The 12,820-nt window shown below is 50.0% G+C and carries 12 protein-coding genes; 10 read left to right on the plus strand and 2 right to left on the minus strand.

All coding sequences use genetic code 11. The features are described from left to right. The first annotated feature begins 121 nt into the window (after positions 1-121). The 8 genes from AC8GE9_RS02585 (at position 122) to AC8GE9_RS02620 (ending at position 7,818) form a co-directional block, all read left to right on the plus strand. On the plus strand, positions 122-745 hold the full coding sequence (locus AC8GE9_RS02585) for a TetR/AcrR family transcriptional regulator (RefSeq protein WP_506675548.1): 624 nt from the start codon (positions 122-124) through the stop codon (positions 743-745). A gap of 54 nt (positions 746-799) precedes the next feature. Continuing rightward, on the plus strand, positions 800-1,426 hold the full coding sequence (locus AC8GE9_RS02590; RefSeq protein WP_506675549.1) for a TetR/AcrR family transcriptional regulator: 627 nt from the start codon (positions 800-802) through the stop codon (positions 1,424-1,426). Between the two features lie 217 nt (positions 1,427-1,643). Then, positions 1,644-2,891 carry a CaiB/BaiF CoA transferase family protein gene (locus AC8GE9_RS02595; protein WP_506675550.1) on the plus strand — a complete coding sequence of 416 codons (1,248 nt, stop codon included), beginning with the start codon at positions 1,644-1,646 and terminating at the stop codon, positions 2,889-2,891. Further along, positions 2,888-4,036, plus strand: coding sequence for an acyl-CoA dehydrogenase family protein (locus AC8GE9_RS02600; RefSeq protein WP_506675551.1), 1,149 nt, complete (start codon positions 2,888-2,890; stop codon positions 4,034-4,036). Before AC8GE9_RS02595 ends, AC8GE9_RS02600 begins: the two co-directional genes overlap by 4 nt. An 18-nt stretch (positions 4,037-4,054) precedes the next feature. After that, positions 4,055-4,528, plus strand: a complete 474-nt coding sequence (locus tag AC8GE9_RS02605) for a MaoC family dehydratase (protein ID WP_506675552.1) — start codon at positions 4,055-4,057, stop codon at positions 4,526-4,528. Between the two features lie 73 nt (positions 4,529-4,601). Then, positions 4,602-5,576: a tripartite tricarboxylate transporter substrate binding protein gene (locus AC8GE9_RS02610; RefSeq protein ID WP_506675553.1), complete on the plus strand. Its 975-nt coding sequence runs from the start codon at positions 4,602-4,604 to the stop codon at positions 5,574-5,576. A 67-nt stretch (positions 5,577-5,643) separates the two neighbouring features. Further along, positions 5,644-6,636 carry a Bug family tripartite tricarboxylate transporter substrate binding protein gene (locus AC8GE9_RS02615; RefSeq protein WP_506675554.1) on the plus strand — a complete coding sequence of 331 codons (993 nt, stop codon included), beginning with the start codon at positions 5,644-5,646 and terminating at the stop codon, positions 6,634-6,636. A gap of 33 nt (positions 6,637-6,669) precedes the next feature. Next, positions 6,670-7,818, plus strand: a complete 1,149-nt coding sequence (locus AC8GE9_RS02620; RefSeq protein WP_506675555.1) for a CaiB/BaiF CoA transferase family protein — start codon at positions 6,670-6,672, stop codon at positions 7,816-7,818. Between the two features lie 2 nt (positions 7,819-7,820). Here the strand turns inward: AC8GE9_RS02620 and AC8GE9_RS02625 are convergent, their stop codons facing one another. Then, on the minus strand, positions 7,821-8,651 hold the full coding sequence (locus AC8GE9_RS02625; protein ID WP_506675556.1) for an IclR family transcriptional regulator: 831 nt from the start codon (positions 8,649-8,651) through the stop codon (positions 7,821-7,823). Between the two features lie 338 nt (positions 8,652-8,989). Between AC8GE9_RS02625 and AC8GE9_RS02630 the strand changes: the two genes are divergently transcribed. Both AC8GE9_RS02630 and AC8GE9_RS02635 read left to right on the plus strand, forming a co-directional pair. After that, positions 8,990-9,817, plus strand: coding sequence for an ABC transporter substrate-binding protein (locus AC8GE9_RS02630; protein ID WP_506675557.1), 828 nt, complete (start codon positions 8,990-8,992; stop codon positions 9,815-9,817). Between the two features lie 45 nt (positions 9,818-9,862). Beyond that, positions 9,863-11,404, plus strand: coding sequence for a DUF2779 domain-containing protein (locus tag AC8GE9_RS02635; RefSeq protein ID WP_506675558.1), 1,542 nt, complete (start codon positions 9,863-9,865; stop codon positions 11,402-11,404). A gap of 6 nt (positions 11,405-11,410) precedes the next feature. On the opposite strand, the gene AC8GE9_RS02640 is transcribed toward AC8GE9_RS02635, so the two are convergent. Continuing rightward, entirely contained in the window at positions 11,411-12,805 is a 1,395-nt protein-coding gene (locus AC8GE9_RS02640) for an amidase (RefSeq protein ID WP_506676306.1), read from the minus strand. Positions 12,806-12,820: the final 15 nt, after the last annotated feature.

Raw genomic sequence — 12,820 nt, forward strand, 5'->3', positions numbered from 1 at the left:
AAAACGACTCAGTCAGCGGCTCTTAATATTTCCTAAACAAAACCGCCATTGGGCTAAAAATAACGCCATGTTGAAAATCCAAGACCATCGAATTAGAGTTGCAGCCTCGCGACGTGAGGAAATGCAAAACACTCTAATATTCAGTGTGCTGTCGCTATCTTTCGAGAAATCGATTCATGAGATCGATGTTGATGACGTCGTTCAGCAAGCGCAAGTCTCTCGGGGTAGCTTCTATAAATACTTTCCATCCGTTCAGGCATCCGTTTTGGCCCTTGCGAGTCAACTTGCGCACGAACTCACCACTGAGATCGAGGCGATCACGCATCAGATTCCAGACACAGCGACCCGCTTGGTTGTCACTTCAAAGCTCACGATGCGTTATTTGGTGAAAGTGCCGCTTTTAGGAAATTTTCTTATTCAACTGCCTTGGCCGAGTCAAAACCCCGATACCAACGTTTTTAAACATATCAGCGCTGACATCGAACTTGGTATTAAAGAAGGGGTATTTACTAAAATGCCTGCTTCAATTGGGTGCAACCTTTTGATCGGGAGTCTCATTGGTGGTATTCACACAATGCTTGGCAAGTCAGCGTCTACGAGTTATGAAAATAAAGTGCTGTATCAAGTGCTGATGGGTTTGGGTCTGGATTCAAAAATAGCGGATGATCTATTAAAAATTCCAATGCCTTCTTTACCAAAACTACCAGCAACGGGCCTGCTAGGTAAGATTGCTGCGAGAGTTTGAGTGGCTAAGATTATTCACCACCTCTTTGGCAATAACAAAAAACAGCACTCGCAGATGCGCTCTCATCTCGTGTCTGCTAGCCCTGAGTTGGTCTCCATTAAACCTGCCAACGAAATCAACGTTGAAGATGTGACTGAGTATGCGCAAGTGTCTCGAGATACTTTCTTTCAATGCTTTCGCAGCGTAAACGATTTACTCAATGTCAGTGCTAAACAAGCGGGGCGAGAATTAACGTCTCCGATTGCATTAGCGGGCGCCACGATTGTTGATGTGCCCCTGCGCATGGCAGCTAAAACTAGAATGGCAATTCGGTTGCTCACAGGCATGCCCTTGTTGGGGAAGTTAATGCTGAAAACTGAGTGGCCATTCACCGACTTACAACACAAAGGCTATCAAGACATTAAAAAGGATGTTGCTCAAGGTATTGAGCAAGGCTGTTTTACAGATATGCCTCTTGAGATCGCGGTTAACCTCGTGATGACCACCTTACGAGGTGCCATTCAAGAAATGCTCGCTTCCCCACAGCCACAGGATTATGAGGATCAGGTCATTTATCACCTGCTCTTAAGCTTGGGGGTCAGCGCCTCAGCGGCTGAGGAAATTTTTAAAATCCCACTTGAGCAATTGCCTGACCTACCAAAGAAAGGCTTGGTCGGTAGGATTTTAAAATTAGTGGCTTAAAGCGCCATTCGCAAGCCAATATCATAATAAACAATTGCGATTGATATTTGCTTGAGTTACTTGAAGGACATCACGACGTCCGGGCAATAGGTTCATCTATCGATTATGAAAATTGTTAAGTTATTGCAACGAAATTCATAAAAGCGAACACAAACGTTACTTTTCCGTTATTATTTTCGAATCATATTCTTATATTCGAACATTTAGGGAGTTGCAGATGTCAGGTTCGTTGTCGCGGATCAGGGTGCTCGACTTGACACGAGTATTGGCTGGGCCATGGTCTACCCAAATGTTGGCAGATTTGGGGGCTGATGTTGTAAAGGTGGAGCGTCCAGTCTTAGGGGATGACACCAGACACTGGGGCCCCCCCTGGATACCCGATCAACAGGGTCAACCAACTTCAGACTCGGCTTATTTCACATCTACCAATCGCAACAAGCGCTCAGTCGCAATCGATATTTCAACCTTAGAGGGACAGAGGCTCATCAAAGAATTGGTAAAGAAAAGCGATGTTCTAGTCGAAAATTACAAAGTGGGAGATCTCAAGCGGTATGGACTTTCCTACGAAGACCTCAAAGCCATTAAGCCTGAGTTGATATATTGCTCAATCACAGGTTACGGCCAAGACGGCCCCTATGCAGATAAGCCCGGATACGACTTCATTTTCCAAGGCGAGGGGGGGCTGATGAGTATCAATGGTGAGTCAGACGACAAACTCGGTGGCGGTCCAATGAAAACATCCATTGCGATTACCGATGTACTGACTGGCTTAAATGCGTCTATTGCTATCCTTGCCGCACTAGAGCATCAGCGCAATACGGGACAAGGCCAACACATCGACATATCCCTGCTCGACACCATCGTTCACTTCGGATCTAATCAGATCGTCAGCTACTTTACAAGTGGGAAGATTCCCAAACGCTGGGGGAATGCGCATCCTAATTTAACGCCCTATCAGTCCTTCAAGACCTCAGATGGTCACTTGATCATTGCGTGCGGTAACGATGGGCAGTTCAGAAAACTGTGCACGGCTATCGGTAGGGAAGATCTAGCAAAGGACCCACGCTTTGCAAGCATGTCAGATCGAAATGCTCACCGTGAAGCGCTGATCAGCGAATTGTCAGCTATTTTCCAGAAGCGCAGCACCGCGGACTGGCTGCTCGATTTGGCAGATAGCGATGTCCCCAACGGAAGTATTAATAGTTATGACAAGGTGTTTGAGCACCCACAGGTCATACATCGCGAACTCAAAGTAAAACAAATCCATGCTAACGGTGGTGAAGTCACAACGGTCCGCAACCCGATACGCATGTCTGTTACGCCGATCGAAAATCGATATGCGCCTCCTGTCCGTGGGGAGCACACAATGGAAGTGCTGGGTGATTTACTTGAGCTGAGTCAGCAAGAGGTCGAAAAGCTTCAAGAGCAGCGCGTCATTGAAATGATGACCAAAGGTCAGATATGACTTATGAAATTAATGATGACCAGCGTCAGATTCAGGAACTGCTTCGTCGGGTAGCTCGAGAGAGGGTAGCAAAAAGAGCGGATGAAATAGACCGTACCGCGCAATATCCTCATGATATGTACGAGCTATTGAAAGAGCTGGGGCTATTCACACTACCGTTTCCGATAAAGTATGGCGGAACTAACAGCATGCTTTCTGCCTGCATCGCCATCGAAGAGTTAGCTCGAGTTTGTTACAACACTGCATATCTGTTGTTGGTGCAGTGGGTTCCGTTTGGTGCCATCTTGCATGGTGGCACAGAGGAGCAAAAGCAGCGACTGTTGCCTGGTCTTGCAAGCGGCGACCTTCGAGGTGCCTTTTCTACGACTGAAGCTCAAAGTGGCTCTGATGTGAGTGGTATCAGAACGCGTGCAATTAAGGTCGAGGGCGGTTTCAAAATCAACGGTGCCAAGATCTGGTGCACAAATTCTGAATTGGCTGACTTCGTGCTAGTCGCTGCAAAGTATGAACAGTTAGGTCGAGATGGCATCAGTTTATTCATAGTGGGTAAGGGAACTAAGGGCTTCACCGTGGGTAAGAAGGAAGACAAAATTGGTGCGCGAGGAATTCCCTCATGCCCACTTTTTCTGGATGATGTATTCGTTTCTGACGACGATTTAGTGGGAGGCGGCTTCAAAGCCGTCATGGAAGCATTTAATGCAAGCCGACCATTGATTGGTGCTAGGGGCGTAGGTCTCGCTCAAGGTGCGATAGACCATGCTAGCAATTTCATAAAAAATCGTCAGGCCTTTGGTCAAACGGTATCAGAATTTCAGGGTGTTCGCTGGATGATGGCAGACATGGCAATTCAGACTGAAGCAGCACGTCATCTTGTTTATCGCGCTGCATCGCTTGTAGATCAGGGGGCTCCAAGCGAAGTGCTTGCACCGGTAGCCGCGATGGCAAAGTGTTTTGCGACTGACACGGCGATGAAAGTAGCAACAGATGCCGTGCAGTTATTCGGTGCCGCTGGGGTAAGTGCTGAATACCCGATCAACCGATATTTTCGAGATGCAAAGGTGCTCCAGATTATTGAGGGCACAAATCAGATTCAACGCAACATCGTTGCCAACAGCTTGTTGGGTCGCATACCACGTAGTACCTAAAACTTAACTGGGGAAAAAATGAGTCATCAAGATTTGCCAATAGTTGGACTGGGTCTTTATTTTGAGGATCTTCCTGTAGGGCGCAAGTTCCAGACCCTCTCACGCACTGTCATGGATGCAGATATATGCACATTTTGTAATGTTATCCACATGACTGAGGTGCTATTTACTGATATGGAATTTGTTAAGAATGAATCAGATATCAAGGGTCGGATTGCACCTGGCGCTTTTATCTACGGGATCGCAGAGGGGTTGCTTGCACAGTCCACCATGCAAAAAACCGGATATGCATTTTTAAATATGGAACTCACTGTCCATCAGCCTGTTTTCGCTGGCGACACGCTTCATGTTGAGTGCGAAGTTGTTGAGTCTCGCGCTTCGCGAAGCCGTCCTGGTCGAGCTTTAGTCAGAACATCAAATAAAGTTGTGAACCAGCACGGGCATGTCGTGTTGACCTATACCCCTTTGCGCATGGTCAAGTGCAAAAACTAAGCACGCTAAGGGGGCAGTTTGACTATGGTGGATTGATTTTATCGTTCAAATAAAAAAATTAAGGAGATAAACAATGAAATTTAAACATGCTGCAAGTACCTTATTGGCTGTTGTTAGTTTGGCTATTTTTCCCTCAGTTCAAGCTCAGGATAATTATCCAAACAAACCTATTCGTCTGATACTGGGTTTTGGTGCTGGGGGCGGCACTGACGTCATCACGCGTGCTTTGGCTCAGAAAATGACCGAGATTTTGGGTCAGCCTGTCGTGGTAGAAAATAAGGCCGGAGCAAATGGCAATATTGCAGCAGAGCTGGTAGCCAAGGCCCCGGCCGATGGTTATACGCTGCTTTACAACACCTCTGGCGTCGCCATTAGTCCGGCTTTGTATCCTAAACTCTCCTATGACATAACACGTGATTTAGCGCCGGTGTCCATTACGGCGAATTTGCCCATCATTCTAGTGACAGCCAACAAACTGAACGCAGATTCCCCGCAGGACTTTGTCAATAAACTTAAGGCTAACCCCGGGAAGTTGAACTACGCATCTGCTGGTAATGGAAACATCACACATTTGTCAGCGCTGCTGTTTCTTCAGTCTACAGGCACAACAGCCACTCACATCCCCTATAAAAGTGAGGCACCAGCAGTAACGGATCTTGCTGGTGGACAGGTTGATTTTTATTTGGGTACAGCTCCTGGCGTGATTCCCTTGATTAAAGATGGTCGTATCAAAGGCCAGGCAGTCAGTACCCTCAAACGCATGGATGCTATGCCGCAATTGCCGACAATGATAGAAACAGTAGCGCCTGGGTTAGAGCTCGGTGCTTGGTCTGGAATGATGGCGCCTGCAGGCACCAAACCGGAAGTCATCCAAAAGCTTAATGCTGCAATAGCGGAATCACTCAAAGACAAGGGGCTGCTTGAAAAGTTTGCTTCTCAGGGTGCTGAGGTGCGCCACAGTTCGCCTGATCAGTATGGGGCCTTCATAAAAGCAGAAATAGCGCGTTGGGATCAGATTGTTCGAGCCAATAACGTCACGATGGATTGAAAGAAGGTCCTGCAATTTATACAAAACCCTCTTTCAGTACTAAAAATTATAAAAGGAGATTTCACTCATGATTAAATCAGATCAGAACCTGTTTAGAAGACTTGTATTGATTGCTGGGCTGTTTGTCAGTGTTACGTTTTTGCTTCCAGCCTATGCCCAAGCCGATTGGCCGACTAAGCCAGTGCGTCTCATTGTCCCCTTTGCAGCAGGGGGTGCGACTGACCAGGTGGCAAGGCTTGTTGCCGCCAAGATTAGTCCAATTTTAGGTACCAATGTAATTGTCGAAAATAAGCCAGGAGCGAATGGCAATATTGGCGTTGATTTTGTAGCTAAATCTGCACCTGATGGTTATACATTTTTACATACCACTTCATCTATTGCCTACACTGCGGCCTTCAAACAAAAAGTTGGATATAACTTAGAACGTGATTTAGTGCCTGTGTCCTTGCTAATCAATCAACCTCTTTTGATTATGGCTAGTTTGCAATCTGGCATCGTAGATGCAGCTTCGTTGCGCGAATTTATTAGAAAAAATGGCGGACGATTATCTTACGGTTCATCTGGTACAGGCAATCTGACCCATTTAGCTATGTTCGTAATCCTACAAAGCCTGAATGTCGATGCTACCCATGTTCCATACAAGGGAGGTGCTGCAGCCTTTCCAGACTTTATTGCTGGAAGATTTGATTTGTTTGCTGACCCGATTAATTCAGCTTTCCCTTTTGTCCGCGATAAGCGCGTCACTGCTCTCGCCGTGACGAGTGACCAGCGATCAACATTGGCTCCCCAGGTACCTACCGTGAAGGAATCCCTCTTGCCTGGATTCACAATGAGTGCATGGCAGGCGTTACTGGCCCCAAGTCAAACGCCTGTGGAAATTATCAACAAAATGCGTAGTGCTTACATCACAGCACTGAATGATCCAGAAGTAAAATCTAGATTAGCTGCTCAGGGTGCAGAGGCTGTTGGCTCAAGTGAAAAGGAATTTAGGGATTTCATGCAAAAGGAGATCCAGCGCTGGGAAAAAGTGGTGCAGTCCTCCGGCATTAAGCTTGATTGATAATACTTTTCCTGAGATCTTAGGAGGTCGGTGATGGGTCCTTTAACTGGTGTGCGTATTGTCGAGCTTGCAGGAATTGGGCCTGCTCCTTTTGCAGCCATGCTGCTGGCGGATTTGGGAGCGACTGTTATCCGTGTTGAGCGGCCGGTACCCTCAGAGCTGGGTATTCAGCGACCTCTTAAGTACAACCTTTTGTTACGCAACCGACAGGAACTTGCATTGGATCTCAAAAATCCAGAATGTTGCGAGTTGGTATTAAAACTTTTAGAGGAGGCGGATGGATTGATTGAGGGTTTTCGTCCAGGGGTGACTGAGCGTCTTGGGCTGGGTCCTGACATTTGTTTAGCTCGCAATCCAAGGCTTGTTTACGGGCGTATGACTGGTTGGGGGCAAGAAGGGCCCCTTTCCCAGGCTGCAGGACATGACTTAAATTACATCGCGATTACGGGCGTTTTGGACTGGCTCGGACGTGACGGAAACCCGCCGACAATACCGCAAAATTTGGTGGGTGACTATGCTGGTGGAGGTATGTATTTAGCCCTCGGGATGCTTTCAGCCATGTTGCATTCGCGTAAAAGCGGACAAGGGCAAGTGGTAGATGCGGCAATCGTAGATGGGACTGCCTCTTTAGCCACTTCGCTGTTTGGTATGCATGCTGCTGGAATGCTGCAACCGCGAGGGAGAAATATATTAGATGGCGGTGCACCCTATTATGATGTTTACGCATGTAAGGATGGTGAATACATATGCATAGCGCCTATTGAGGCGAAATTCTATGCTGAGTTTTGCGAGCGGTTAGGTTTGGATCCGAAACATTTTGGTAAGCAAAACGACCGTCAGGCTTGGCCTGTTGCCAAGGAAACGCTGAGCCAGCTTTTTGTCGAGCGCACACAGCAAGAATGGTGCGCTCTTCTGGAGGGGACCGATGCGTGTTTTTCACCTGTGTTGAGTGCGTCACAGGCTGCACAGCATCCGCACCTAGTAGCACGAAAAACTTTTGTTGAAGTGGAGGGCGTTACCCAGCCAGCTCCTGCTCCGCGGTTTTCTCACAGCCCTACTGAGCTCCCTACGCCACCCCATCTCCCTACTCATCAAAGTGGTTTGGAGGCGTTAAAGGATTGGCTTGGCGATGAAGCTGCTGCAAATTGGTCAAAACTTCTAGGCCAATCAGCAAAGAGTTAAGTTCAATTATGAAGGTTTGGTTTCGCCAAAGTCCTCGAAGCTCGCCTGGCAACATCAGTGACTAATTTTTTCATATTCGTTAGATTTTTCAACATCCGATCTAACGGGGCGGCGATCAATAGCGCATGGGTAGCCGTTCCATCTGGCTGAAATATGGGTGCAGCCACTCCAGCGGCTCCTTCAACAGCATGGTTCAAACTCACAGCACATTCTTCCTGACGAATGAGCAATAATTCTTCGCGCAAGTTTACTGACTCTATTCGTTCTCCTGAAACAGGGTTTGTGAAGGGTCCGCGGCCTAGAAATTTGTCTAAAAAGAATTGGTTTTGGTGAGCTAATAAGACCTTTCCTGCCGCTGATACATACAGAGGACGAACCGCCCCAATACCCACGGCATAACGAACAGCTTGTCTACTCTCGATCATGTCATCGTATGTGACAATCATTTTTTCGTAATCAATTGAGGTTAGATAAACGCTCTCGCCACTTCGCTCTGATAATTCCTGCAGAAATGTACGCGTCAGACTTGCGTACGATCGACCCGATAGTATGTTCATCGATAGTTGTAAGATTGCGGGACCTAGCTGGTATCGATTATTGAGTAGCTGCAGATAGTGCATAGCGACGAGCGTGCGCAGCAATGAGAGCAGGCTGCTTTTTGGGGAGTCGAGTACCTGACTGAGCTCAGTCAGAGTCATACCACTCTCGTTACGAGCTAAGTTTTCAAAAATATTGAGTATCCGCATCAATGAGCGCGGACTCTTAGAAAGTATATCTTTATTGCTTTCGGAGATGCTTTGCGCAGGGAGTTCGGTAGAGGAGTGGGGTTTCATGAATTTAATCTTAAAGGTACAAGCATGAGTATCTGGTTGATCTCCAAATAATGTCCGTGTTTTAGTCGGTCGTTTTGGAGCAGGAGCGCCATGTCAACTCTGCATGCGCCATGACACGAAAATACTTCGCACTTGTCCTCTGACTAAAAAGCGATTTGCCGTTATCCATGACTCATTTCGCCTAGGTCACGCCAATACTGGCATTTGATAAAACTATATTAACAGGTCACTATTGCTCGAAATGCTGTCCAACGTAGTCAGACCACTGCCGTGGACGTGGTACAAAATGCTTTGACTCCCCGGTCCCTTTCTGTCGAGCAAACTTTTGAGGTGTTGGTATGAAGATGAAAACTCTGGCTGCGGCTGCCGCTGCTACCGTCCTTTTGTGTGCAGGCCAAATCGCCAGCGCCAAGGACAAACTCGACAGCATCATCGAGTCCGGCAAGCTGCGCTGCGCCGTGGTGCTCGACTTCCCCCCCATGGGTTCGCGTGACGCCAGCAACAACCCCATTGGCTTTGACGTGGACTACTGCAACGACTTAGCCAAAGTCCTGGGCGTCAAACCCGAAATCGTGGGAACTTCGTTCGCTGACCGTATTCCCGCGCTGGTCTCGAATCGCGTCGACATCGTGGCGGGCTCCACCTCCGACACGCTGGAGCGCGCCAAGACGGTAGGCATGTCCATTCCCTACTTCGCATTCACCATGGTCGTCTTGACCCGTGAAGACAAAAAGATCACCAACTATGCCGACCTGAAAGGCCGCCCTGTGGGCAACACTGTCAGCACCTTCGAGGCGATCGCACTGGAAAAAGACGTAAAGGCCTGGAACAATAAAAAGGGAAGTTTTATGACCTTCCCCACCCAGGCTGACACCATCCTGGCTGTGAGCCAAGGCAAGATCGACGCCACCGTTGTCACCTCTACCGTGGCATTTGCGTCTATCAAGTCCGGCAAGTACGACCAGCGCCTCAAAGTCGGTGGCAATGCGCCTTACCCGATTGACTACGTATCGCTGCTTGCACCGCGCACAGAATACGGCCTGATCAACTACCTCAACCTTTTTGTGAACCAGCAGGTCCGTACCGGACGCTATGCCGAGCTCTACAAAAAATGGGTGGGCGAGGGCAAGGCACCGGACCTGATGGTTCCTGGCGTTTACTACTAACCACGACGCGTAAAACGTCGCGGTTCCTAGATTGAGAGAACCCCTATGCGCCCACTATCCAAGTCAAAGCTGATGGCCTATCTGCAGTGCCCCAAGCGCGTGTGGCTCGAAGTCCATCACCCAGACTTGCGCGTCGATACCGCCGCCTCCCAGAAAAACTTTGCTACCGGACATCAAGTCGGAGAGATTGCCCAGCAGGTGTATGACCCAACAGGTCAAGGCACCGTCATTGAACCTTTTGCCGAGGGGATTGATGCTGCACTCGCACTGACTCTGACCTTGCTCGACACCCCACAACCTATTTTCGAAGCCGGCTTTGCCGCAGAGGGTGCGATGGCGTTTGCAGACGTGTTGCTGCCGGTACCAGAAAATGCCCAACCCCATACCCTAAAGTCCTGGCGCATGATCGAGGTCAAATCCTCCACCTCTATTAAGGATTATCACCGCGAAGATGTCGCCGTCCAAGCCTTTGTTGCCCGCGCAGCAGGCGTGCCACTCACCACCATCGCACTCGCACATATCGACAACCGCTGGACTTACCCCGGTGGTGGAGACTATCAAGGCCTGCTCATAGAAAATGACCTCACCGATGAAGCCTTTGCCCGTGGCGCAGAGGTCCAGCGCTGGATCGAGGGTGCACAAAGCGCTGTCGCTCAAGCTACAGCACCCGCGATCACCATCAGCAAACACTGCCACGAACCCTATGCTTGTGGGTTTTATGCCCACTGTCAAAGCCAAGTGCCTCAAGCCAAACACCCCGTTGCGTGGCTACCCGGACGCCTGAGCACAGGCGTTGTCAGACACATCGCCAACAACGGCATCACAGAGCTCAGAGACGTCCCCGATCATTTGCTCAACGCGCAACAACAGCGCGTTAAAAACGTGACACTCACGAACGTTGCGTATTTTAATCAAGAGGGTGCGGCACAGGCTCTCGCTGCGCACACACTACCCGCGTATTTTCTGGATTTTGAAACCATTATGTTTGCCGTGCCGATTTGGCAGGGCACGCGACCCTATCAGCAGATCCCGTTTCAGTTCAGCGTGCATCGCCTCTCAAAAAACAGCGAACACACTGACCACGTCAAAACACAGCTCACCGAACAATCCTTCATCGATCTCTCCGGCAACGATCCCTCAGAGGCCTTTGCCAAGGCCCTGATTGCAGCCTGTCATGAGTCTATCCCGATCTTTGTTTACAACGCAGGCTTTGAGAAGACCCGCATCAGTGAGTTGGCCGACAGGTTTCCTCCGCTCGCCCAAGACTTACTCGCGCTTAACTCACGCGTGGTCGACCTGTTACCCATTGCACGTGAGTATTACTACCATCCGAGCCAACAGGGCAGTTGGAGTATCAAAGCCGTCCTGCCCGCACTTTGTCCAGACCCAGATATGAATTACGAGAAACTCGATGGCGTCCAAGACGGCAGCATGGCCATGAGCGCCTTTGTCGAAGCTCTCGCGCCCCAGACCACACCCGCACGACAAGCCGAGATCGAGCGACAGTTGCTCGACTATTGCAAACTCGATACCTACGCCATGGTGCGCCTGTGGAGCGCATTTACTGGGCAGGGCTTTAAAGCGTAGGACCTTTCAAGCTGGCGTCTTACGGTGCCACTCGGTAGCCTGCTGAAATGCCTGTCCTGCCTGAATGAGCACATACTCGTTCCAAGGCTTCGCAATAAGCTGCACGCCGACAGGAAAGCCGTCTTTCGAAAAGCCCGAGGGGAGCGATATTGCGCACGCATTAAGGTAGCTCACCGGTCGCACAAAGGCCATGACAGATTTCGACTCTACATCGACGTCGTTTATCAAGGGCGCCGCGAATGGGACGGTGGGGGTCAGCAGCAGATCGTAGCCCTGCATCCAGTGGTTGAATTGCGCCATGGCATTCTTGCGATGAACCAGTGCAGTGAGATAAGCTTGGGCGGTAACTGTCTTGCCGCTGATGATGCGGCGCCGTATCGAGGGCCCGAAAGCCAGGTCGGGGTTTTCGATATAGTTCGAATGCTGCCAATAAACTTCAGCACTTGTGATGATGCCTTGCGTCATCATTAAATCCGTAAAATCAAGTGGAAGCTGGGCGTGTTCGACGCTCATTCCAAGCGACCGAAACGTACGGATGGCGTTTTCGGTTGCGGACTGAACGTCGTCCGACACCGGCACCGGGTATTGCGACGGCGGCATGACGGCAACCCTTAAGTTGCGCACCGATACTGTTTGCATGAGATCCGGCGCGCCCGGTTGTTGTCCTTGCGTGCGTGGATCGCGGCTGTCGGCACCTGCCATGATCTGGGTCGCAAGCGCCGCATCTTGCACAGTACGGGCAATAGGGCCGATTGAATCCAGCGTTCCGGAAAGGGGGACGGTCCCGTATACACTGATGCGGCCGTATGTAGGTTTGAGTGCAGTCAGTCCATTGAAAGCGCCGGGAATGCGCACTGACCCGCCCGTATCGGAGCCGATCGCCAGGGGGGTCAGGCCCGCGGCTACCGCTACGCCCGAACCGCTGCTGGATCCACCCGGTGCTCTGGGGCCCGCAGATCCGCTCCATGGATTGCATGGCGTGCCCATCAGGGGGTTGACGCCCCATCCGCAAAAGCTGAACTCCGCCATATGGGTTTTACCCAAGAGGATCATGCCTGCCGCCTGCAGCCGTTCTATGACCGTTGCAGTCACCGAACTGACGCGTTCCGACCAGGCTTGTGAGCCTGCCGTTGTGATGCGACCGTTAATTTCGCAAATGTCTTTCACAGCCACGGGCAGACCGTGCAGTGGGGAAAGAAGCAAGCCGCTGCTTCGCTGCAAGTCGGCCGCTTGCGCTTGCTGCAAGGCCGCTTGCGCATAGACGGCCGTGAAGGCGTGCACCTTGCCGTCATAACGGGAAATGCGATCAAGGAAAAACTGTGTGAGTTCTACAGAACTGTAAGTTTTGTTTTGCAGGCCTTGCGCCAGTTCCGCCAAGCTTGAGAAAGCGACATTTTCCATTAAGCAACCCTTCCG

The sequence above is a fragment of the Zwartia lucis genome, from assembly GCF_965234455.1.
Classification (GTDB): domain Bacteria; phylum Pseudomonadota; class Gammaproteobacteria; order Burkholderiales; family Burkholderiaceae_B; genus Zwartia; species Zwartia lucis.

Coding starts and splice junctions, on each gene's coding strand:
- AC8GE9_RS02585 (WP_506675548.1), top strand. CDS start 122: ATGCAAAACACTCTAATATTCAGTGTGCTGTCGCTATCTTTCGAGAAA.
- AC8GE9_RS02590 (WP_506675549.1), top strand. CDS start 800: ATGCGCTCTCATCTCGTGTCTGCTAGCCCTGAGTTGGTCTCCATTAAA.
- AC8GE9_RS02595 (WP_506675550.1), top strand. CDS start 1,644: ATGTCAGGTTCGTTGTCGCGGATCAGGGTGCTCGACTTGACACGAGTA.
- AC8GE9_RS02600 (WP_506675551.1), top strand. CDS start 2,888: ATGACTTATGAAATTAATGATGACCAGCGTCAGATTCAGGAACTGCTT.
- AC8GE9_RS02605 (WP_506675552.1), top strand. CDS start 4,055: ATGAGTCATCAAGATTTGCCAATAGTTGGACTGGGTCTTTATTTTGAG.
- AC8GE9_RS02610 (WP_506675553.1), top strand. CDS start 4,602: ATGAAATTTAAACATGCTGCAAGTACCTTATTGGCTGTTGTTAGTTTG.
- AC8GE9_RS02615 (WP_506675554.1), top strand. CDS start 5,644: ATGATTAAATCAGATCAGAACCTGTTTAGAAGACTTGTATTGATTGCT.
- AC8GE9_RS02620 (WP_506675555.1), top strand. CDS start 6,670: ATGGGTCCTTTAACTGGTGTGCGTATTGTCGAGCTTGCAGGAATTGGG.
- AC8GE9_RS02625 (WP_506675556.1), bottom strand. CDS start 8,651: ATGAAACCCCACTCCTCTACCGAACTCCCTGCGCAAAGCATCTCCGAA.
- AC8GE9_RS02630 (WP_506675557.1), top strand. CDS start 8,990: ATGAAGATGAAAACTCTGGCTGCGGCTGCCGCTGCTACCGTCCTTTTG.
- AC8GE9_RS02635 (WP_506675558.1), top strand. CDS start 9,863: ATGCGCCCACTATCCAAGTCAAAGCTGATGGCCTATCTGCAGTGCCCC.
- AC8GE9_RS02640 (WP_506676306.1), bottom strand. CDS start 12,805: ATGGAAAATGTCGCTTTCTCAAGCTTGGCGGAACTGGCGCAAGGCCTG.